The organism is Nonomuraea sp. NPDC049158 (genome assembly GCF_040648335.1).
GTDB lineage: Bacteria > Actinomycetota > Actinomycetes > Streptosporangiales > Streptosporangiaceae > Nonomuraea.
In genome coordinates this window covers 295570-318926 of the sequence record NZ_JBEZDM010000001.1, presented here as the reverse complement: position 1 = coordinate 318926, position 23357 = coordinate 295570, and the positions used below count along the sequence as shown (strand labels likewise).

Genomic DNA, 23357 nt, shown 5'->3' with positions numbered 1-23357 from the left:
CCGGTGATCTAGAGTGCGTTGTCGATCAGTGCGAAGATCTCTTCGTCGGAGGCGGAGTCGATCTTCTCCACCACGCCGTCCCCGTCGTTCGGACCGGCGCCGAGCCTGGTCAGGGCGCTCTGCAGGATGGTGACGAGCTTGCCGCGGATGGCCTCGGCGTCGCCGTTGGCGCTGGTGAGCATGGTCTCCACCCGTTCGAGCGCGCCGCGCAGTGTGTCCTCGGGCGACGGGGCGGCGGGAGCGAGGGTCTTGTAGAGGTGTTCGGCCAGCGAGGTGACCGTGGGGTGGTCGAAGACCAGGGTCGCGGGCAGCCGCAGCCCGGTGTCGGCGTTGAGCCGGTTGCGCAGCTCGACGGCGGTCAGCGAGTCGAAGCCCAGCTCGTTGAAGGCCCGGTCCACGTCGACGGCGTCCGCGCTGCCGTGCGCCAGGACGGCGGCCACGTGCCCGCGTACCAGGTCGGCGACCTGCCGCCGGGCATTGGCCTCGGTCAGGTCGGCCAGCCGCTCCGCGAGCGCGCCCGCTCCGCCCGTACCGCCCGACGCGGCACCGGCCGTCCGGCGTGGCGCGCGGACCAGACCGCGCAGCATCGACGGCAGGTCACCCGCCTCGGCCCTGGCCCGGAGCCCGGCTGCCTCCCACCTGGTCGCGACGACCAGCGGCTCGGACGCGTCGAGCGCGCCGTCGAACAGCTCCAGCCCCTGCTCGACACTCAGCGGCGCGATGCCGGAGCGGGCCAGCCTGGCCGTGTCGGCCGCCGAGAGCGTGCCGCCCATGCCCGAGCCGGTGTCCCACAGCCCCCAGGCCACGGACACGGCGGGCAGGCCGAGCCCGCGCCGGTGCGCCGCCAGGGCGTCCAGGAACACGTTCGCCGACGCGTAGTTGGCCTGCCCGGCATTGCCCAGCACGCCCGCCAGCGACGAGAACAGCACGAACGAGGTCAGCGGGACGTCCCTGGTCAGCTCGTGCAGGTGCCACGCCGCGTCCGCCTTCGGGGCGAACACCGTCTCCAGCTTCCGCTCCGACAGCCCCTCGACCGTCGCGTCGTCCAGCACGCCCGCGGTGTGTACGACGCCGGTCAGCGGGCGGTCCTCGGGGATCGAGGCCAGCAGTACGGCCAGAGCGTCGCGGTCGGACACGTCACAGGCAGCCACCGCGACCCGCGCCCCGAGGCCCTCCAGGCTCGACACCAACTCGCCTGCCCCTGGCGCCTCGGGGCCGCGCCGCGACACCAGCAGCAGGTCCCGCACTCCGTGCCGCTCCACCAACCGCCGCGCCACCAGCGCACCGAGACCGCCCGTCCCCCCGGTGACCAGCACGGTCCCCTGGGAAAGGCCCGTGTCCGGGGCAGCGGAGCCGATCTCCCTGCGTGCCAGGCGCGGGACGAGCACCTTCCCCTCGCGTACGGCCAGCTGCGACTCACCCGCCGCGACGGCGGCGGCCACCAGCTTCCAGGCGGAGAAGCCCACCTCCACGTCTGCCAGCACGAACCGGTCCGGATGCTCGGCCTGCGCCGACCGCACCAGACCCCACGCCGCCGCGGCCACCACGCTCCCGGCCCCACCACCGGCGGGGTCGAAGACGCCATGGGTCGCGAACACCAGCCTGCTACCGGCGAACCGCTCCTCGGTCACCCACCGCCGCACCAGCCCGAGCACCCGACCGGTCAGCTCACGCACCGCGACGGGCACCGGCGCTCCCGGAGCCGCCGTGAGGGCGACGACCACGACGTCCGGCACCGGCTCCCCGCCAAGCTGGGCGAGCCCGGCATCGAACCCGTCCTCCCGGGCAACGGCCCTGTCTTCCCCGGCACCGAACCCGTCCTCCCGGGCACCGAACCCGCCGAGATCCGGGTACGCGTCCAGCCCCGGCACCGGCTCTCCGGCGGAAACCCACCGGGCGCCGTCGTTAACCGGCTCGACCGTGACCTCGGTCCAGTCGACGCCGTGCGGCACGGGGTCCGTACGGCCGCCGGTCGTACCGGACAGCGCCGCCGCCGGGACCGTACGGACTCGCAGTGACTCCATCGAGAAGACCGGCCGGCCCGCTGCGTCGGCGGCCTCGATAGCCGGGCCGGACCGGGACACCGGACGGCCTCCGGCGTCGGCGGCCTCGATGGCCGGGCCGGGCCGCGACAGGCGCAGCCGGAGCGCCCTGGCCCCGGCGGCGGGCAGCCGCACGCCGCGGAACTCGAACGGCAGCCGCAGTTCGTCACTCGGGTCGGCGATCAGCATCGGGTGGAACATCGCGTCGAAGAGCGCGGGATGCAGGCCGAACCCGGCCACGTCCACGTCATCGGCCAGCACGACCTCGGCGAACAGCTCCTCACCCTGGCGCCACACCGCCCGTACACCCTGGAAGGCGGGCCCGTAGTCGTAGCCCGCCTCGGCCAGCCGCTCGTAGGCGCCCTCGACGGCGACCGGCGAGGCGCCCGCAGGCGGCCAGGACGTCGCCCAGGCGAGCACACCCCCGCCAGGGGCCGTGTCCGCGCCGAGCACGCCCGACGCGTGGCGAGTCCACGCGGCCTCCGGCTCACCCGCCGGACGCGAATAAATCCCCACCGGCCGCGAGCCGCCGCTCTGGGAGCCGCCCTCGGGCCGCCCCACGACCACCTGTACCGCCACGCCACCCCGCTCAGGCAGCACAAGCGGCGCCTCGAACATCAGCTCCTCGACCAGATCACACCCGAGCTGGCCACCCGCCTCCAACACCAGGTCCACGAGCGCGGCGCCGGGCAGCACGGCCGCCCCCAGCATCACGTGATCGGCCAGCCAGGGCGCGTCGGCCAGCGACAGCCGCCCGGTGAGCACCATCGCCCCGTCGTCGGCCACGTCGACCGCCGCCCCCAGCAGCGGGTGGCCGACCTGGCGCAGCCCGGCCGACGAGAGGTCGGCGGCACGCGCCGGCGGGGCGAGCCAATACCGCTCCCCCTCGAACGCGTACGTCGGCAGGTCCACCTGCTCCCCACCACCGAACAGCGCGGACCAGCCGACCGCTACCCCCGCCACGCACGCCCGCGCCAGGCAGCCGATCAGCGCCTCAGGCTCGGCGAGCCGCTTGCCGTGCAGGGCGAGGATCGGTGTGTCCGCCTCGGTGACGCACTCGTGCGCCATACCGGACAGCACCGCAGCGGGGCCGACCTCCAGGTACGTGTCCACCCCGTCGGCCTCGAGCCGCCCGATCGTGGCGTGGAACATGACGGCCCGGCGGATCTGCTCCACCCAGTAGCCGGGCTCGGCCCAGGAGCCGTCAGGCAGGTTGGGGGCGTACGGAATGCGGGGCTCGTGGAACTCCACACCCGCCAGCTCGGTGGTGAACTCCGCCAGCATGGGCTCCATCAGCGGCGAGTGGAAGGCGTGACTGACCGCCAGCCGCCTGGTCCGCCGGCCGAGTTCGCGCCAGTGCTCGGCGACCGCCAGGCACGGCTCCTCCGCGCCGGAGACGACGACGCTGGCCGGTCCGTTGACGGCGGCGACGGACACCAGGTGTTCCTGTCCGGCCAGCGTCGGCGCCACCTCCTCGGCGGTCGCCTCGATCGCGACCATCGCGCCCGGCGTGTCCAGTTCCTGCATCAGGCGGGCGCGGGCGGTGATGAGCCGGGCGGCGTCGGCCGATGACCAGACCCCGGCGACGTACGCGGCCGCGTATTCGCCCACCGAGTGCCCGGCGAGGTGGTCGGGCGTCACACCGAGGGCCGCGAGCAGCCGGAACGCGGCCACCTCGAAGGCGAACAGCGCCGGCTGGGTGTAGCGGGTCTCGTTCAGCAGGTCGGCCTCGGGCGTGCCGGGCTCGGCCCACACGATCTCGCGCAGCGGCCGGTCGAGGTGCTCGTCGAGCTCCGCCCACACCTCGGCGAGCGCTTCGGCGAAGACCGGCGACGCGGCGGCCAGCTCGCGGCCCATGCCGATCCGCTGCCCGCCCTGGCCGGTGAACAGGTAGGCGAGCTTGGGCTTCTCCTGAGCGGCGCCCTCGACCACCTCGGCCACCGAGTGCCCGGCCAGGAAGTCGCCGAGCCTGGCGGCCAGGGCGTTCCGGTCCTCACCGAGCACGACGACGCGGTGCTCGAACAACGACCTGCCGGTGACCAGCGACCGAGCCACATCCGCCGCTCCGGGGGCGTCGGCCGAGGTGACGAGCTCGTGCAGCCGGGCGGCCTGCGCGCGCAGCGACCGGCCACCGCGGGCGCTGATCACCCAGGCGAGCGGACCCTTGACGACGGGCGGCTTCTGGTCCGTACACGGGCTCTCCTCGGCCTCCTCGATGACGAGGTGCGCGTTCGTGCCGCTGATGCCGAAGGACGAGACGCCGAACCGGCGCGGATGCTCCCCGCGTGCCCACTCCCTGGCCTCGGTCAGCAGCTCCACCCCGCCGGCCGACCAGTCGACGTGCGGGGTCGGCTCGGCCACGTGCAGGGTGGGCGGCAGTACGCCGTGCCGCATCGCCATCACCATCTTGATCACCCCGGCGACGCCGGCGGCGGCCTGGGTGTGGCCGATGTTCGACTTGACCGAGCCGAGCCAGAGCGGGCGGTCGGCCGCGCGGTTGCGGCCGTAGGTGGCCAGCAGCGCCTGGGCCTCGATGGGGTCGCCCAGCCGGGTGCCGGTGCCGTGCGCCTCGACGGCGTCGACGTCCCGCGTGTCGAGCCGGGCGTCGGCCAGCGCCTGCTGGACGACGCGTTCCTGGGAGGGGCCGTTCGGGGCGGTGAGGCCGTTGCTGGCGCCGTCCTGGTTGACGGCCGAGCCGCGGATCAACGCGAGGATCCGGCGGCCGTTGCGACGGGCGTCCGACAGCCGCTCCAGCACCAGTACGCCGGCACCCTCCGACCAGGCGGCCCCGTCCGCTGAGGAGGAGAACGACTTGCACCGGCCGTCCGGCGACAGCGCCCGCTGCCGCGAGAACTCGATGAACGGGTCCGCCGTCGCCATCACGGTCACGCCGCCCGCCAGGGCCAGCGCGCACTCGCCGCGCCGCAGCGCCTGGACCGCCAGGTGCATCGCCACCAGCGACGACGAGCAGGCCGTGTCGACCGAGATCGCCGGGCCCTCCAGCCCGAAGGTGTACGAGACGCGCCCGGACAGCACGCTGGAGGCGCTGGAGACCATCAGGACGCCCTCGACCGACTCCGGCACGGCACCGCCGGTGTAGCGCAGCGAGTAGTCGTTGTACATGTTGCCCGCGTACACGCCGGTCTGGCTGCCACGCAGCGTGGCCGGGTCGATCCCCGCCCGCTCGAACGCCTCCCAGCAGGTCTGCAGGAACAACCGGTGCTGCGGGTCGGTGGCCAGCGCGCCGCGCGGGCTCATCCCGAAGAAGGGCGCGTCGAAGTCGCCGGCGTCGGGCAGGAAGCCGCCGTGCCGGGTGTACGACTTGCCGAGGGCCTCCGGGTCGGGGTCGTAGAGGTTCTCGTCCCAGCCCCGGTCGGTGGGGAGGTCACCTATCGCGTCCACACCGGAGGCCACCAGCTCCCACAGGTCCTCGGGTCCCGCCACCCCGCCGGGGAACCGGCACCCCATCCCGACGATCGCTATGGGCTCGTGGCGACGGTCTTCCACCCCGGTGAGGCGCTGCCGAGTCTCCGTGAGCTCGACGGTCACCCTCTTCAGGTAATTGCGCAGCTGTTCCTCAGTCGCCATGGTCGGGCCTTTCCAGAGAGGACCTCAGAGGAGACGTCATTGTTTGGTCGTCGATCAACGCGAAGATCTCCTCGTCCGAGGCGGAATCGATCTTCTCCGCGGCGCCGTTGGACCCGGCGCCGAACCTGGTCATCAGCCCGGCACCGAACCTGGTGACGGCGCTCTGCGCGATGGCGACGAGCTTGCCGCGGATGGCCTCGGCGTCGCCGTGCGCGCCGGTCAGCATCGACTCGACCCGCTCGACCGCACCGCGCAGCGTGTCCTCGGGCGACGGCGCTGCGGGGGCGAGGGTACGGAACAGGTACTCGGCCAGCGCCGTGACCGTCGGGTGGTCGAAGACCAGGGTCGCGGGCAGCCGCAGCCCGGTGTCGCTGTTCAGCCGGTTGCGCAGCTCCACCGCGGTCAGCGAGTCGAAGCCGAGCTCGTTGAAGGCCCGGTCCATGTCCACGTTGACCGCGCTGCCATGCGCCAGAACGGCCGCGACGTGCGAGCGGACCATGTCCGCCAGGTGGACGCGGGCCTCGGCCTCCGCCATCTTCGCCAGGCGCTCGGCCATGCCGGCCGCTCCCGCCCGCGTGGGGGCACTCGTGGCGTTCGCGGCGGCGGCCGTCCGGCGGGCCGTACGGACCAGGCCGCGCAGTACAGGCGGCAGCTCGCCCGCCTCGGCCCTGGCGCGCAGCCCGGCGGTGTCCCACCTGGCGGCGACGACCAGCTCGGCCGGGGCGGTGATCGCGCTGTCAAAGAGCTCCAGCCCCTGCTCGGCGGTCAGCGGCGCGATGCCCGACCGGGCCAGCCTGGCCGTGTCGGCCGCCGACAGGGCTCCGGTCATGCCGCTGTCCGCGGTCTCCCACAGCCCCCAGGCCACCGACACGGAGGGCAGGCCGAGGCCGCGCCGGTGTGCCGCGAGCACGTCGAGGAACACGTTGGCGGCGGCGTAGTTCGCCTGGCCGGAGTTGCCGATCACGCCCGCCACGGAGGAGAACGTCACCAGCGGGACCTCCGGGACCAGCTCGTGCAGGTACCAGGCGGCGTCGGACTTCGGAGCGAACACCGAGTCGAGCCGCTGCGCCGACAGCCCTTCCACCGTGGCGTCGTCGAGTACGCCCGCCGCGTGCACCACGGCCACCAGCGGCCGCTCGGCCGGGACCCCTGACAGGAGCCCGTCGAGCGAATCGCGGTCCGACACGTCGCACGCCGCCACGGTGACCCGCGCGCCGAGCGCCTCCAGCCGGGCCACCAGGTCGCCACTCGCCTCGGGGCCGCGGCGGGAGGCCAGCAGGAGATCCTTGGCGCCGTGCCGCTCCACCAGGCGGTGCGCCACCAGGGCACCGAGACTGCCGGTGCCACCCGTCACCAGGACGGTGCCCGTACCGGCGTCGAACAGCTCGGGGGCGTCGGCCGTACGACGGATCAGGCGCGGGACGAGGACCTTTCCCTCCCGTGCGACCAGCTGTGACTCGCCCGCCGCGACCGCCGCCGCCACCAGCCCCCAGTCGACGGTGGCCGCGTCGACGTCCACCAGCACGAACCGCCCGGGATGCTCGGCCTGCGCCGACCGCACCAGCCCCCACACCGGCCCGGCCACCACGCCCGCGACGTCCGCTCCCCCGGGCCGGAACACGCCCTTGGTCACGAACACCATCCGGCACCCGGCGAACCGCTCATCGCCCACCCAGCCCTGCACCAGGTCGAGCGCCTGGTAGATGCCGTCGCGCACGCCGTAGGGCACGTCATCGGCGTCGGCCTCGGGCAGATACGGCACCAGGACGGTGCTCGGCATCTCCCCGACGGTCATCTCGGTCAGGGACGCGAGGTCGTAGTAACGCGGGGCGTCCACGGCCGCGCCGATCTCGTCGGCGAACGCGTCGTAGCCCACCACGGCCCACCGCTGCTCGGCCGGGTCCATCGCGGACACCGCGAGGTCGATCCAGTCGAGCGTGTACGAGGTGGCGTCGGACGGGCCGCGCGTGACGGCCCCGTGCCTGGGCACCGGGCGCAGCGTCAGCGCGTCCACCCCGGCGATGCGGTCGCCCGCGCCGTCATGGATGTCGAGCGAGACCCGGTCGCCTTCCCCAGCTGCGATCCGTACCCGCAACACCTCGGCGCCGAGCGCGGACACTCGCACGCCACTCCACGCGAACGGCAGCAGCAGCGCCCCGGCGTCCTCGGCCGACTCCAGCACCAGCAGGTGGAGCGCCGCGTCCAGCAGCGCCGGGTGGAGCGTGAACAGGCTCGCGTCCCCGCGGACCGGCTCCGGCAGCGCCACCTCGACGTACGCGTCACCGTCCACGCGCCAGGCCGCGCGCAGCCCCTGGAAGGCGGGACCGTACTCGTAGCCGCGCTCCGCGAGCCGCTCGTAAGCGTCGTCCAGATCGATCTCGACGCCGTCCACGGGCGGCCAGACGGCAAGCCCCTCGCCGACCGCGCCTGCGGCCGTGGCTGCGGCTCCGGCTGTGGCTCCATCTGGGGCGACGGTCAGGGTGCCGCTGGCGTGGCGGGTCCACCGGGCTTCGTCGTCGTCCGCCGTCCTGCCGTACACGGTGAGGTCGCGGCGGCCCTCGGCGTCGGCGCCGCCGACCGCGAGCTGCACCTGGACCGCACCCGTCTCGGGCAGCGGCAGCGGCGCCTCCAGCGTCAGGTCCTCGATCTCGTCGCACCCGGCCGTCGCGGCGGCCTCCAGGGCCAGCTCGACGAACGCGGTGCCCGGCAGCAGTACGCCGCCGTCCACGGCGTGGTCGGCCAGCCACGGCAGGGCGCCGCGCGACAGCCGCCCGGTGAGCAGGTACCCGTCGTCGCCCGCCACGGGCACGACCGCGTCGAGCATCGGGTGCCGTGGGCCACCGGCCCGTGGGCTCTCGTTGATCCAGTACCGGGTGTGCTCGAAGGGGTAGGTCGGCAGGTCCACGTGATGGCGTGGGGCCGGATCGACGGCCGCCCAGTCCACGTCGGCGCCCGACACGTACGCCTGGGCCGCCGCCAGCAGCAGGCGCCGCCGGCCGCCGTCATCGCGGCGGAGCGTCCCGGTGGCGCCGCCGGGGGCGCCCGTGGCCGCCAGGGTGTCCTGGATGTGGCCGGTCAGCACGGGATGCGGGCTGGCCTCGATGAACAGCGGGGTGCCGTCTCCGGCGAACGCCCCGATCGCCTGCTCGAAACGTACGGGATTGCGAAGACTGCGGAACCAGTAGTCGGCGTCCAGCCCGGTCGGTTCGACGAAGTCGGCGGCCATGGACGAGCAGAAGGCCACGTCGGTCGGCCGCGGCGCGACCTCGGCCAGGCTGGCGAGCAGCTCGTCGCGCAGCACCTCGACGTGCGGGGTGTGCGAGGCGTAGTCGATGCCGATCTTCCGCACCCGGACCGTCTCACCGCACGCCGCCGCGAACTCGTCCAGCGCGTCCAGCTCCCCAGCCACCACCGTGCTGGCCGGCCCGCTCCGTACGGCCACCCACAGGCGATCCGCCCACGGCTCCAGCCGGACTTCTTCGGCGGGGAGCGCGACGGCGAGCATCCCGCCGGTGCCGCTCAGCTTGACGAGCGCCTGGCTGCGGAGCACGACCACCTTCGCGGCGTCGTCGAGCGTCAACGCCCCCGCGACACAGGCCGCCGCGATCTCGCCCTGCGAGTGACCCACCACCGCCGCCGGGTCCACGCCGAGCGACCGCCAGACCTCCGCCAGCGACACCATCACCGCGAACAGCACCGGCTGAATGACCTCCGAGCCCACCAGCTCGCCCGCGCGCAGGGCCGCCACGACCGACCAGCCCGTGTACGGGGCGAGCGCGGCGTCGCAGCGGCTCATCCACTCGCGGAACACCTCACTCGACTCCAGGAGATCGACCGCCATGCCCGTCCACTGCGAACCCTGACCGGGGAAGACGAACACCGGCCGAACATCCGGCAGCGCCGTACCGCTGCTCACCGCCGCGTGCGACTCACCCGCGGCCAGCGCCGCCAGGCCCGCCACCAGTTCGTCCCGGTCCGCGGCCACCACCACCGCGCGGTGCGCGAACCGGGCCCGGCGGGCCAGCAGGTGTCCGGCGGCGGGCAGGTCGTCTTGGGGGGCGTTGGTGGCGTAGTCGCGCAGACGCGCGGCGTGCGCTTCGAGCGCGCCCGCCGACTTCGCGGACACCGCCCACACCAGCGGCGCCTCGGCCGGCTCGGGTTTCGCGTATATCGACTCGGGGGCCTGCTCCAGGATCAGGTGGGCGTTCGTGCCGCTGATGCCGAAGCTGGAGACCGCGGCCCGGGTCGGCCGGTCGTCGGGCAGTTCGACGGGTTCGGTCAGGAGCCGTACCGCGCCGCCGCTCCAGTCCACGTGCGGGGTGGGCTCGTCGGCGTGCAGCGTGCGTGGCAGGCTGCCGTGCCGCATCGCCATCACCATCTTGATGACGCCACCGACTCCGGCCGCGGCCTGCGTGTGGCCGATGTTCGACTTGAGGGAGCCGAGCCAGACGGGCCGTCCGGGATCGCGGTCCGCGCCGTACGCGGCGATGATCGACTCGGCCTCGATCGGGTCGCCGAGCCGGGTGCCGGTGCCGTGCGCCTCCACCGCGTCCACCTCGGCGGCGGCGAGTCCGGCGTCGGCCAGCGCCTGCCGGATCACCTCCTGCTGGGCCTGGCCGTTCGGTGCGGTGAGGCCGTTGCTGGCGCCGTCCTGGTTCACCGCGCCGCCCCGGATCACGGCGAGCACCGGGTGCCCCAGGCGGCGCGCGTCGGACAACCGCTCCAGCAGCAGCATCCCGGCACCTTCGCCCCAGCCCGTGCCGTCCGCGCCCGCCGCGAACGCCTTGCACCTGCCGTCGGGAGCCAGCCCCGACTGGCGGCTGAACTCGACGAAGATCCCCGGGCTGGACATCACGGTCGCACCGCCGGCCAGCGCAAGCGAACACTCACCACGCCGCAGCGCCTGCATCGCCAGGAAGATCGCCACCAGCGACGAGGAGCAGGCCGTGTCGGCGGTGATGGCGGGCCCGCGCAGGCCCAGCGCGTACGCGATCCGCCCGGACGCGACGCTGAGCGCGGTGCCCGTCAGCAGGTGCCCGTCGACCGTCCCGGTGGCCTGGTGCAGCCGGGGGCCGTAGTCGGAGGCCATGGCGCCCACGAACACGCCGGTGGCCGAGCCGCGCAGCCCGCCCGGGTCGAGCCCGGCCCGCTCGACGGCCTCCCAGCTGACCTCCATCAGCAGCCGCTGCTGGGGGTCCATGGCGGTGGCCTCGCGCGGGCTGATGCCGAAGAACGCGGCGTCGAACCGGTCGGCGTCGTGCAGGAACCCGCCGTACCTGGTGTCGCTGGTGCCCGACCGGTCGGGGCCGGCCGCGAACAGCGCGTCCAGGTCCCAGCCTCGGTTGACGGGGAACTCGGTGATCGCGTCGGTGCCGGTGCTGACGAGCCGCCACAGCTCCTCGGGCGAGTCGGCTCCACCGGGGTACCGGCATCCCATGGCCACGATGGCGATCGCGTCGAGGTCGTCGGCAGGCATGAGATTGGCGAGGTCGCTCTGGTGGGCGGCGGCCGACGCTGCGGATCCGCCGTCGTCGAGGAGGGTCCGCAGGTGGGCGATCAGCAGATCGGGGGTCGGGTGGTCGAACAGCAGGCTGGTCGGCAGCCGGAGCCCGGTCGCGCTCCGCAACCGGTGCCTGAGGTCCTCCGCCGTGGCCGATTCGAGCCCGAGGTCCTTGAACGTCCTGCCCGGCTCCACACCGGCCGTGTCCTCGTACCCGAGCAGCCCGGCCAGGAGGGTCAGCACCAACTCACGCACCTCACGCCGCGAAAGCCCGCCACCCGAACCGGGGCCATGGCCGTTGGCGCCGCCAGCTGCGGCGGGGCCGTGGCCGCTGGCGCCACCAACCCCAGTGGCGCCCCCGCCGCCTGCGGGGACCGTCTGCGCCGTCGAGCGCCGGGCGTCTCCGGGGAGCGTCCGACCCGTTGGGCGCTGGGCGTCTCCGGGGAGCGTCTGTGCTGCGGAGCGCCGGGCATCGGCGGGAAGCGACGGCCAGTGGCGTTCGCGTTGGAACGCGTACGTCGGCAGCTCCACCAGCTCCGCCCCCGCCACCGGCTCGGGTCCGGTCCAGTCGACCTCGGCCCCCCGCGTGTACGCCTCGGCGAGCGAGCGCCGGAACCTCGCCAGCCCGCCCTCACCCCGCCGCAGCGTGCCGATGACCGCGGCCTCACGGTCCGCCTCCTCGGCCGTCTCCTCGATCCCGGCCCCCAGCACCGGATGCGGGCTGCACTCCACGAACAGGCCGCCCTGGTGGTCGAGCGCCCGCCGGGTCGCCTGCGCGAACCTGACCGGCTGCCGGAGGCTGCGGTACCAGTAGGCGGCGTCGAGTTCGGCCGTGTCGATCGGCTCGCCGGTGAGCGTCGAGACGAACAGCGTCCCCGCGCTCACCGGCCGTACGGGTGCCAGCGCCGCCAGCACCTCGTCGCGGATCTCCTCGACCTCGGCCGAGTGTGAGGCGTAGTCGACCGGGATGATCCTGGTGCGGTACCCGTCGTCGGTGAGCCGTCGCCCCAGGTCGTCGAGCGCCTCAAGCCGCCCGGAGACGACCACGGACCTCGGCCCGTTGTAGGCGGCGATGGACACGTCCCCTGCCAGCGAGCGGATCGCCGACTCGACCACGTCCAGGGGGGCGGCGATCGACATCATCCCGCCGCGCCCGGTGATCCCGGCGATGGCGCGGCTGCGCAGGGCCACGACCCTGGCCGCGTCGGGCATGGACAGCGCGCCGACGACAGTGGCGGCCGCGATCTCGCCCTGGGAGTGGCCGATCACCATCTCGGGCGCGACGCCGTACGAGCGCCACAGGCCGGCGAGCGACACCATGACGGCCCACAGCGCGGGTTGCACCACGTCGACCCGGTCGAGACCGGGCGCGCCCGGCGTTCCGCGCAGCACGTCGAGCAGCGCGTAGTCGACGAAAGGTTCGAGCGCTCCCGCGCACGCCTCGGCATGCGCCGCGAACACCGGCGAACCGGCGAGCAGATCACGAGCCATCTGCGGCCACTGCGACCCCTGCCCCGGAAAAACGAACACCCGGCGACCACCAGAGACGGACCCGGCGACCACGGACCCGGTGACCACCGACCCCGTGACCACGGACTCGTCCAGCCGCCCGGCCGCCAACGCCGCCAACCCCGCCTGCCGGTCAGTGCCCAGAAGCACCGCCCGGTGCTCGAACACGGCCCGACTCCGCAACAACGCCAGCGCCACAGCCCCAGGCTCGGCACCGGCATGGGGCCCGACATACGAGCTGGCCTGGGAACTGGTGTGCGGGCCAGCATCGGGGGCGACATGCGGGCCGACCTGGGCGAGCAGCCGTTCGGCCTGAGCGCCAAGTGCTCGGGCTGAGCGTGCCGACAGCACCCAAGGCGTGTCCTCGTTCGCCGACCGAACCCCGTACTCGCTCCGCGGCGCCTCCCCGAGCACCAGGTGGCAGTTCGTGCCGCCCATGCCGAACGAGCTGACGCCCGCGACGAGCGGCCGGTCGGCGCGTGGCCACGGGCGGGTGTCGCGTACGACCTCCAGCCCCAGCTCGTCGAGCGGGATGTCCGGGTTGGGCGTCTCGAAGTTCAGGCTGGGCGGGAGCTCGCGCTGCTCCAGGCTCAGTACGACCTTGACCAGGCCCGCGATCCCGGCGGCGCCTTCGAGGTGCCCGATGTTGGTCTTCACCGACCCGACCAGCAGCGGCGACGCGCCATCCGCGTGGTCGGGGCCGTAGGCGGCGCCGAGGGCGGCGGCCTCGATCGGGTCGCCGACCTTCGTGCCGGTGCCGTGCAGTTCGACGTACTGGACGTCGCCCGGCTCGACGCCGGCGCGCTCGCAGGCCAGCCGGATGACCTCCTCCTGCGCCCGCCCGCTCGGCACGGTGAGCCCGTCGCCGCCGCCGTCGTTGTTGACGGCGCCGCCGAGGATCACGCACCGGATGGGGTCGCCGTCGGCGAGCGCGGCGGACAGCGGCTTGAGTACGACGAGCGCCCCGCCCTCGCCACGTACGTAGCCGTTGGCCCGGTCGTCGAAGACGTAGCAGCGGCCGTCAGGCGACAGCGCGCCGAAGTTGCCGATGGCGGCGGTGGTCTCGGCCAGCAGGTTGAGGTTCACGCCGCCGGCGAGCGCCAGCCCGGTCTCGCCGCGCCGCAGGCTCTCGCAGGCCATCTGTACGGCCAGCAGCGACGAGGACTGCCCGGCGTCGAGGGTCAGGCTGGGCCCCCGCAGGCCGAGGAAGTAGGAGACGCGGTTGGCGATGATCGCCCGGTTCGCCCCGGTGTAGGCGTGTCGCCCGAGGCCATCGGCCCCCACTCGGTCCTGCAGCGCCGCGTAGTCGTTGGAGATCGCCCCCAGGAACACCCCGGCGCCGCTCCCGCTCAGCCGGGCCGGCACCACGCGCGCGCTCTCCAGCGCCTCCCAGGCCAGCTCCAGTACGAGGCGCTGCTGGGGGTCCATCGCGGCGGCCTCGTTCGGCGAGATCCCGAAGAAGGCGGCGTCGAAGCGATCCACGTCCGAGAGGAAGCCACCACGCCGGTACGCCCCGGCCGACCCGTCAGACCGGCCGCCGGCCGACCCGGCCGGCCACCGGCCCTCGGGCACGGCCGTCACGGCGTCCACGCCATCGCGCAGCAGTTGCCAGAACCGTCCAGGATCGGCGGCCTGAGGAAGCCGGCAGGAAACGCCGACCACGGCGACAGGCTCCACGGCGGACGAAAAGCGACCGGTCCGCGACCGGCCGGTGTCCCCGGCAGTCGTGCCGTTTAGCTGAATCGACTCACCAACCATCAATGCGCCACCTCAAGCTTCGGGCATCATCACCAACAAGACAGTGCCGGTTTCCATAAAGACGATCGCTTTGAATAGTTGCTGTGACCCTAATCGCCGCGCCGTTTCCGAACCACGGTCGCGGGCTGGCACATTGTTTCCGGCAGAAGCTGCCAGCGCGGGCGCGTTGACATAGGTGTAGGCAGTTCGCATCCTGTGTGGGACAGGTGGCGACATTGGCCTGAGAGTTCCGCCGAGCCGAAATGGATAAAACCTTTTACCGGGGCCCGGTACGTGCGCGTGTGGAGGGCCGTCAGCGGGGCCACTGTCAGCGGTCCGCCCGCCGAAAGAGCTCACGAGGAGACCACATGCCCGTCGACGCCCCCCTGAGCAACGGCCAGCTATGGAGCTGGCGAGAAGTGGAGCGCTACCCCGAGGACTGGATGCGGGACGCCAACCTGCCGACGACCTGGGACCTGCGCGGCCTCCCCCTGGACCGGGTCACGACGGCGTTGCGCCTGCTCGTCGACCGGCACGAATGCCTGCGCACCACCTACCACGTGCAAGACGGGCAGCCCGTGCAGCGGATCCACCGCACGGTGACGCCGCCGGTCGAGCACGTGGACCGCGTGATCACCGACCGCGGCGACCCGGAGCGTACGAAGGAGCAGCTGGCCACGATCCCGTTCCCGATGACCGACGCGCTGCCCTGGCGCGGCGTGCTCGTCACGACCGACGGGTCCCCGGTCTTCCTCGCGCTGTCGTTCTCCCACCTGATCGTGGACGTGTGGTCGATCCATCATCTGCAGGACCAGTTCCGCGCCCTGGTGGCCGATCCGGACGCCCACGCGCAGATGGGCCCCACCCTGCGCGAATTGGCCCACCGGCAGCGCGACGAGTCGTGGCGCGGCCAGCAGGAGAGCTCCGAACGCTACTGGCGGCGGGTGCTCACCGACGGCCTGATGGACGAGCTGCCCACGCTCCCCGCCCGCGCCGAGCGGAACCGGATCGAGGCCACGCTGCACTCACGCCGGCTGAGCGGGCTCGCCGCCGAGGCCGCCAAGCGTCACGGCGTGACACCGCCCGCGGTGCTGATGGCGTTCATCGCCGCCGGCCTCGCCCGGCACACCGACACCGACCGGGTGACGATGAGCCTGATGGCCTCCAACCGGTTCGCCGAGGAGCACCAGCACGTCGTCGGCACCATGAACCAGCTCATTCCGGTCAGCGCCACCGTCGATCCGGGCGCCACGCTGGCCGAGCACGTCAAGCGCTGGCACTGGGCGAGCGCGCGCACGTACCGCTACTCCTGCTACGACTTCGACCGCGTCGCCGCGCTGGCCGCCGACGCGGCCACGCACAGCGGGCAGGAGCCGGGACACGACTGCTGGTTCAACCACCTGTTCCGCAGCTGGTTCAACTACATGCAGATCGACCGCGCCCCGCTGAACCCCGCCGACCCGACCCCCGCCGAGCTGGTGTGGACGCCCCTGGCGCAGCAGTACGGCCAGGCGTTCCGGGTGCGGGTGGCGGTTCAGGGCGGTCTCACCAGCGTCATGCTGCTCGCGGATCCGATGATCATCCCGCCCGAGGCCGCGACCGACATCCTGCGGGCGATGGCGCTCGGCGTACAGCTCGCGGTGACCGACCCGGAGACGTGCCTGAAGGACCTGTGGAGCGCCAGGAGCGAGGGCCTGCCGCCGTCGCTGTTCCCCTCTGAGGTACCGGCGCCGCCGCAATAGACGTCCGTGGGCCGGCGCGGCAGCCCCCGCCGCGCCGGCCCACGGATCCCCCCCATACAGCAACAACGCGTCGGTCAAAAGGCCCGCAGTAGGCACTGCGGGCCTGCCTTCATTCCGGGCTCAGACCAGCACCTCGACCGGCGCCGGGTGGCTCAGGAACGCGGTGGGGCTCGCCGTCAGCCCGTACGCACCGGCCTGGAACAGCACGATCAGATCCCCCACCCCCATCTTGGGCAGCGAGACGTCGTCCCCCAGCAGGTCGAGCGGGGTACACAGGCAGCCGACCACGGTCACGGTCTCCTCGGGCGGGTCGTCCATCCGGTTCCCCACCGCGATCGGGTAGTTGCGCCTGATCACCTGGCCGAAGTTGCCCGAGGCCGCGAGCTGGTGGTGCAGGCCGCCGTCCACGACGACGAACACCTTGCCGCGCGACCGCTTACGATCCACCACGCGCGTGACGTACACGCCCGCCTCGCCGACCAGATAGCGCCCCAGCTCGACGACGACCCGCGCCTCCGGCAGCCGGGGCCGGACCAGCTCGTCGACCAGCCGCGCCAGGTTGTCGCCGATCGGGCCGAGGTCGAGCGGCCGGTCGCGCAGCGCGTACGGGATGCCGAAGCCGCCGCCGATGTTGACGTAGCGCACAGGCCCGGGCGCCGCGTCCGCGAAGCCGAGAATCAGCTCGACGGTACGGCGCTGCGCCTCGCAGATGTTGTCGACCCGCAGGTTCTGCGACCCGGCGAACACGTGGAAGCCCTGGAAGTCGAGGTCGTCGCCGGTCAGCCCGGCCAGGACCGCGGGGATCCGCTCCGCGTCGATGCCGAACTGCTGCGGCCCGCCGCCCAGCCGCAGGCCGGACCCGCGGATCGCGAAGTCGGGGTTGACGCGCAACGCGACCCGTGCGGGCACGCCCACGGCGGCACTCGCCGACCGGACCCGTTCCACCTCCAGCTCGGACTCCAGCTCGACGGTGACGCCGGCGGCAACCGCCTGCGACAGCTCGGCCATGGACTTGCCGGGCCCGGCGAAGCTGATCCGTGAGGCGGGCACGGAGGTGTCGAGGGCGTGCCGCATCTCCTGCGCGGAGGCCACGTCGAAGCCGTCGACCAGGCCGCTCATGTGCTGGAGCAGGGCGGGCATCGGGTTGGCCTTGACCGCGTAGCTGAGCTCCACGTCCACGGGCAGGGCCGCGCGCACCGACGCCACCCGCCGGTTGACCAGCTCCCGGTCATAGGCGAAGAACGGCGTGCTCCCCACGCGGGCGGCCAGCCGCTCCACAGGGATACCGCCCACGGTGAGCTGGCTGTCGTGCCTGCCGTACCAGCCGCTCGGGATGGCGGTCACCAGGTCACCGACCTGCGCAGCTCCGTACGGTCGAACTTGCCGTTGCCCGATCTCGGCAGCCGGTCGCGCACCACCACCCGGCGCGGGACCATGTAGCGCGGCAGGTCGCGTTCGAGCGCCTTGACCAGCGTCTCGGTGTCGCACGACGCGCCGCCCGGCCCGCTGACGACGAGCACCACCTGCTGGCCGAGCGTGTCGTCGGCGACGCCGAACGCCACCGCCTCGCCCACCAGCCCGGTGGCGTAGGCCGCCTCCTCGATCTCGCTGGGGCTGACCCGGTATCCGGAAGTCTTGATCATCTCGTCGGTACGTCCCACGAAGTAGATGAATCCCTCGTCGTCGCGGTAGGCGACGTCGCCCGACCAGACCGCGAGCTCGCTCCCCCACGGGCTGCCGCCCGGCGGGTAGGGGCGGAACCGTTCGGCGGTGCGTTCGGGGTCGTTCCAGTAGCCGAGCGCCACGAGCGCGCCACGGTGCACGATCTCCCCCTTCTCGCCGGGCTCGCACACGCCGCCGTCCGGGCGTACGACGAGGATCTCCGCGTTGGGAATCGCCTTCCCGATCGAGTCGGGCCGGCGGTCGACCTGCTCGGGGTCGAGGTAGGTGGAGCGGAAGGCCTCCGTCAGCCCGTACATGAGGTACGGCCTGGCCTGCGGGAACGTCGCCCGCAGCGAGTCCAGCGCGGGCCTGGGCAGGCGCCCGCCGGTGTTGGCGAAGTAGCGCAGGCGACGGGTGGCCGCCTCCGGCCAGGTCTGCGCGGCGAGCTGCAGCCACAGCGGCGGTACGCAGGTCAGCCCGGTGACGCCGTGCCGCGCGCACAGGCGGACGACCGCGCCGGGCACCAGGTAGTTCACCAGGACGACGTGCGCGCCCGCGATGAAGGAGGTGGTGAGCTGGCTGAAGCCGGTGTCGAAGCTCAGGGGGAGCACGCCGAGCACCACGTCGTCGCGGGTGTGGCCGAGGTAGTGGGCGACGCTGCGGGCGCCGGCCAGCAGGTTGCGGTGCGACAGGACGACGCCCTTGGGGCTGCCGGTGCTGCCCGAGGTGTAGAGGATCGCCGCCACATCGGCGTCGATCGCTCCCTCAGGAGCCGGGACCTCTTCGGAAGCGTTCGCCTCGTCGGAGGCGCACAGCTGAGACCAGGTCGTGATCGGGAGCGGCTCCGGGACGCGCGGCCGGTCGCCGATGAGGATCAGGTGGCGCAGCGACGCCACCTCCTGGAGCCGGGCGCCGACCAGGCGGTGCCGCTCGACCGAGGTGACCACCGCGACCGCCCCGCAGTCGGCGGCCACGTAGCCCACCTGCTGCGGCTTGAACAGCGGATTGACCGGGACGAACACCCCGCCGGCCGCGGACACGGCGAGCATGGCGACGACGGTCTCGATCCGCTTCTCCAGGTAGACGACGACCCGCTCGCCCCGGCGCAGCCCGAGACGGCGCAGCCCGCTCGCGGCGCGGCCGACACGGCGGCCCAGTTCGCCGTAGCTGAGCGTCTCGTCCTGGTAGGTCACGGCGGGGCGATCAGGGTCGCCGCACCGCACCACGTCGTCGACTCGCGTCAGCATCGGCGATCCTCACACTCGTAACGGCGCTCGCTCGTCACCGACGGTTCCTTGGGGGTGGATAAGCGCGGATAGGGCCTGCCACAGCGAGCCGACGGTGTCGAACGTCTCCTCGTTGAGGAGGTCGTCGGGCAGCTCGATGTCATAGCGGTCCTCGATGTCGGCCAGCAACCGCACGACGCCCATCGAGTCGAGCCCGAGTCCCGCCAGCTCGTCGGACGCGGAGAAGTCGCCCGCGTCCGCGTACGGCAAATGCGAGCGCAGAATATTCTGAAACTCGGGTGGTATTTCCAACATAGTCACCGCGCCACCTCAGGCCGAAAGCCGAGCCGCTCCATGCTGTTCGCTCCGAGCTTGGCCGAATGCGCGACGACGCGTCAAGGTCGCCATTCCAGAAAAGCGGCCCTATCCATTGGCAGGTAATCGCCTTCCGGAGCCGGTCATCGGCACCCGGTTGTCGCACCCCGCACCGGCGCAGATTATGAAGCACATTAACCGGCGACCGGCGCACATGGGGAGGCTGAGTTGTCCGCCGCGAAGAACGCGAATCTGTGCTGGGGCCAGCGTTACATGTGGCTGAAATACCACCGGCTGCCGCCGGGTGAACGGCATGACACGCACATCGTGCTGCGGCTCACCATCCCGCACGACGTCACGGTGGCGAACTGCCGCGCGGCGATCAACTACCTGACGCGCCGCCACGAGTCGCTGCGGACCACGTACCACCTCGACCCCGGGCCGGAGCCGCGCCAGCAGGTGCACCCGCCGGCCGCGCTGCCGGTCATCCTGGCGACCACCGAACGTGACGGCACCCCTGCCCCCGCCGAGATCGTCGAACGGCTCGGTGCCACCGCCTTCCGCCTCGACGCCGACTGGCCGATCCGCGCCTGCGTGATCACCACGGGCGGCGTACCCAAGCAGATCGTCCTGGTGCTCAACCATCTGGCCGTGGACGCGTGGACGGTCCGGGAGATCAAGCGCGAGCTCACCGTCCAGTGCGCCGGCTTCAGCTCCCGGCGACCGGCCGCATTGGAACCGGTCCGCAACCAGCCGTCCGACCTGGCCCGCCACGAGTCGTCGGCCGAGGCCACCGCCGTGGCGGCCCGCTCCCTGGCGTACTGGGGCGCGGAGATCACCCGCCTGCCGGCCGACCCGTTCGCCACCCGACGCGCCCCCGACGACGACCCGACGCTCCCCGACCGCGAGCCGGTCGCGCTCGACGGCAGACCGCTGACGCCTGGCCGTGAGCCGGTGGCGCGGAGTGCGGCGTTGACGTCTCCTTCGCTGCTCGACGCCGTGCGGCATATCGCCGCCGCGGACCAGGTGTGGCCGTCGCTGGTTCACGTGACCGCGTACACCGCCATGATGGCCGCCTACACCGGGCTCGGGACGGTCGCGCACCTGTCGTTCTCCGGCAACCGCGAGCCCGGCCCGTACGCGGGCGTGATGACGTGCATGTTCGCGCCGATGCTGGTGACCGTCGACTGCCACGACGACCCGACGTTCGCGCAGCTGCTGCGCCGGGTGACCGAGCGTTTCGAGCTCGCCCGGACGCACTCGTCCGCGCCCTACGACGAGGTCGTGGAGCTGGTGTCGCGCGAGGGATCGCGGCGTGGCCTGCCGATACGGCTCGGGTCGGAGGTCAACTTCATCAAGCAGCGCTCCAGCGAGGCGCGGGCCCGGCGCACCACGTTCACCTGGAAGCCGGTGCCGACGGCCTGGGCGTACGAGGAGATGGACACGTACTTCAGGATCGACGAGTGGCGTGACGCGGTCGTCGTCGGCTTCCACGCCCGATCCTCGGTCATGGGAGCCGGGGACATGGAACGCTTCCTGCGCGGCTACGAGACCGTCCTGCTCGCCGGGGCCGACATCCGGATCAGCGACATCACGCGCCTCGCCGGCTTCAGCCCGCCGGCACCCCACAGCGCACCCACCCCCGACAAAACACCCGTGAGCGCCCCCGAGGCCGAGCAGGCGCTCGCCGAGGTCGTCCGGCAGGTGAACGGGCTCGGCGAGGTGGACCTGTCCGACAGCTACACGCTCGCCGGCGGCCGGGCCCTGCGGATCCCCCGGGTCCTGGCCCTGCTGGCGGCCCATGGATGGGCGGGCGCCACCGTCCACCACCTGACCGGCCCCCAGCCGCTGCGGGCCCTGGCCCGCGAGCTGACCCCTGAGATCACCCCGGAAGCCGTCATCGAGTCTCCCAGGCACGTACTCACCCAGCCCTGACCCACCCTGGAGTGGTCCACCATGACAGACGCGCTCGCCGCCCGAGTATCCAAGAGCCACCAGCTCGTCGGCTCCGAAGAGGAGCTGCGCCGGCTGATAGACCGTGAGCTGACCGCCTCCGGCATAGAGAACCTGGTCGTCATGGGCGGCCATTTCATGCTTTTCGAGGACGAGGGAAAGCTCGTCCCCGGCGTCATCGGGGCGCAGGAGTCCGAAGTGATGCGGCGCCGGATCGCCGGCCGGGTGGGGATCTTCCCGGAGTACAGCTGGCAGCTGTCGGCCGACCTCCTCAAGTCGTACGCGCGGACCACCGCCGACGTGCGGCTGCTCCTGCTGGTCAACGACTGGCAGTACGTGCCCACGTCGGGCCGCCCGGCGAGCGAGCTGCGGGCGGAGTTCTTCGAGGGCTTCACCGGGCTGCCCGCGGAGTATGAGCGGATCCTGCGCGAGGCCGGGTTCGGGCCGGACCGCGTGCTGCCGAGCCGCAAGCACCCGCTGGCCTTCCCGGAGACCTGGCTCAAGTACCGCTTCCAGAAGGCCGCCGACCGGTTCGTCAAGCAGGGGCGGCTGGAGAAGCGCTACCTCGAGTCGGGTACGAAGGACACCGAGGTGGCCTTCCTCGACGACGAGGGCAACTACCGCACGCTGATCAGCTGCGGCATCACCGGATGCGCCGGCGAGATCACCGAGATGATCTCCGAGGTGCACAACGCCGGCTACCGGGCGATCGTCATCTTCGCGCCTGGAGAGTGTCTCGCACCCGTCCAGACGGGCGTCGACATCGCCCTGGAGCTCTACCGGCTGTCGGACATGCTGGTGATCATCGCCGACCCCGGCGGGAGCGGGGAGATGTCCACGGACGAGATCTACTCGAAGCTCGTGACGGTCAGCACGTTCAGGAGCTGACGCGGCGCGAGACGGACCACCGAAAGTGACGGGCCGCCCATGAAGATCATTTATCTGGACAACTGCGCCACCACCCGCGTGGACGACGAAGTGGTCGACGCGATGCTGCCGTACCTGAGAGAGGACTTCGGCAACCCGTCGTCGCCGCACGTCCTCGGCAAGCGGGCCCGCCGCGCGGTGGATCTCGCCGCCGTGTCCGTGGCCGAGCTCCTGGGCGCCGACCCGCGCGGCATCGTCTTCACCTCCGGCGCGACCGAGAGCAACAACATCGCGCTGCTGGGCATGTTCGCCCATGAGGAGCGCGCGCCCGTCAACGCGCTGTTCTGCCCGACCGACCACAAGTCCGCGCTGTCCATCGGCCGGGCGCTGGCCGGGCGGGGCATCGAGACCCGCACGATGGCGGTACGCCAGGACGGGCTGATCGACCTGACCCGAATGGCCGAGCAGCTCGACGTCCGCTCCCGCGTCGCCACCGCCGCCCTGGTCAACAGCGAGATCGGCACCATCCAGCCGATGGCGGAGCTGGCCACGCTCTGCCACGAGGTCGGCTGCCTGCTGCACGTGGACGCCGCCCAGGCGGCCGGCCGGATCCCGATCGACGTGGTCGAGGCCGGGGTGGACACGCTGTCGATCTCCGGGCACAAGGTGCGCGGCCCGAAAGGCATCGGCGCCCTGTACGTGCGGCCCGGCGTGCGCCTGCGGCCGATCACGTACGGCGGCGGCCAGTACGAGCTGCGCAGCGGGACCATCCCGACGCACCTCGTGGTCGGGCTGGGCAAGGCGTGCGAGCTGGCGCTGCGGCGGCTCGACGACGACTGGATGCGGGCCGTACGGCTGCGCGAGGCGGCCCTCGAACTGATCACCACCCGGCTCCCGGGTGTCCGGATCAACGGCGATCCGCTCAACGGAGTGCCTCATGTGCTCAACCTGGTGCTGCCCGGGGTCCGGGGGGAGAGCCTGGTCTCCAGCCTGCGTACCGTGGCCGTGTCCACCGGGTCCGCGTGCAACTCCGACTCCCAGGAGCCGTCACACGTCCTGACGGCGATCGGGGTGAGCGCCGAGGACGCGAACAGCTCCATCCGGATGTGCCTCGACCCGGGCATGGCGTTCGACGAGCTGGTGCGGGGTGTCGAGCTGATCTGCGAGCGGGCCCTGGACCTGGCCGAGGTGTCGGTCGCGATGCAGGCCACATGAC

The 23357-nt window shown here is 72.7% G+C and carries 10 protein-coding genes; 4 read left to right on the top strand and 6 right to left on the bottom strand.

Going from position 1 to position 23357, the window contains the following annotated elements:
* Nucleotides 1-8: 8 nt before the first annotated feature.
* The 3 genes from AB0B61_RS01405 to AB0B61_RS01395 all read right to left on the bottom strand — a co-directional run bounded on the left by AB0B61_RS01405 (nt 9) and on the right by AB0B61_RS01395 (nt 14589).
* Complete coding sequence (locus AB0B61_RS01405; protein WP_358426171.1) at nt 9-5630, bottom strand: type I polyketide synthase; 5622 nt, start codon at nt 5628-5630, stop codon at nt 9-11.
* Nucleotides 5620-14301: an SDR family NAD(P)-dependent oxidoreductase gene (locus AB0B61_RS01400; RefSeq protein ID WP_358426168.1), complete on the bottom strand. Its 8682-nt coding sequence runs from the start codon at nt 14299-14301 to the stop codon at nt 5620-5622. Before AB0B61_RS01400 ends, AB0B61_RS01405 begins: the two co-directional genes overlap by 11 nt.
* A gap of 108 nt (nt 14302-14409) precedes the next feature.
* Nucleotides 14410-14589 carry a hypothetical protein gene (locus tag AB0B61_RS01395; RefSeq protein WP_358426165.1) on the bottom strand — a complete coding sequence of 60 codons (180 nt, stop codon included), beginning with the start codon at nt 14587-14589 and terminating at the stop codon, nt 14410-14412.
* A gap of 155 nt (nt 14590-14744) precedes the next feature.
* Here AB0B61_RS01395 and AB0B61_RS01390 point away from each other — a divergent pair, with 155 nt between their 5' ends.
* On the top strand, nt 14745-16118 hold the full coding sequence (locus AB0B61_RS01390) for a condensation domain-containing protein (RefSeq protein WP_358426162.1): 1374 nt from the start codon (nt 14745-14747) through the stop codon (nt 16116-16118).
* A 120-nt stretch (nt 16119-16238) separates the two neighbouring features.
* Here AB0B61_RS01390 and AB0B61_RS01385 read toward each other — a convergent pair whose 3' ends face one another.
* Genes AB0B61_RS01385 through AB0B61_RS01375 form a run of 3 tightly spaced genes read right to left on the bottom strand, consistent with a single transcriptional unit; the run spans nt 16239 to nt 19276 of the window.
* On the bottom strand, nt 16239-17462 hold the full coding sequence (locus AB0B61_RS01385; RefSeq protein WP_358426159.1) for a pyridoxal-dependent decarboxylase, exosortase A system-associated: 1224 nt from the start codon (nt 17460-17462) through the stop codon (nt 16239-16241).
* Nucleotides 17459-19027, bottom strand: a complete 1569-nt coding sequence (locus AB0B61_RS01380) for an acyl-CoA ligase (AMP-forming), exosortase A system-associated (RefSeq protein ID WP_358426156.1) — start codon at nt 19025-19027, stop codon at nt 17459-17461. Before AB0B61_RS01380 ends, AB0B61_RS01385 begins: the two co-directional genes overlap by 4 nt.
* A 9-nt stretch (nt 19028-19036) precedes the next feature.
* Nucleotides 19037-19276 (bottom strand): phosphopantetheine-binding protein, encoded by a 240-nt coding sequence (locus AB0B61_RS01375; RefSeq protein WP_357647193.1) that lies wholly within the window; start codon nt 19274-19276, stop codon nt 19037-19039.
* A gap of 273 nt (nt 19277-19549) precedes the next feature.
* Here AB0B61_RS01375 and AB0B61_RS01370 point away from each other — a divergent pair, with 273 nt between their 5' ends.
* The 3 genes from AB0B61_RS01370 to AB0B61_RS01360 are packed head-to-tail and all read left to right on the top strand — an operon-like array spanning nt 19550 to nt 23356.
* A complete protein-coding gene (locus tag AB0B61_RS01370; protein WP_358426153.1) occupies nt 19550-21256 on the top strand; it encodes a condensation domain-containing protein in 1707 nt (568 codons plus the stop codon).
* Between the two features lie 21 nt (nt 21257-21277).
* Nucleotides 21278-22162, top strand: a complete 885-nt coding sequence (locus AB0B61_RS01365) for an LPD16 domain-containing protein (protein ID WP_358426151.1) — start codon at nt 21278-21280, stop codon at nt 22160-22162.
* 39 nt (nt 22163-22201) lie between these two features.
* Nucleotides 22202-23356, top strand: coding sequence for a cysteine desulfurase family protein (locus tag AB0B61_RS01360; protein ID WP_358426148.1), 1155 nt, complete (start codon nt 22202-22204; stop codon nt 23354-23356).
* Nucleotide 23357: the final 1 nt, after the last annotated feature.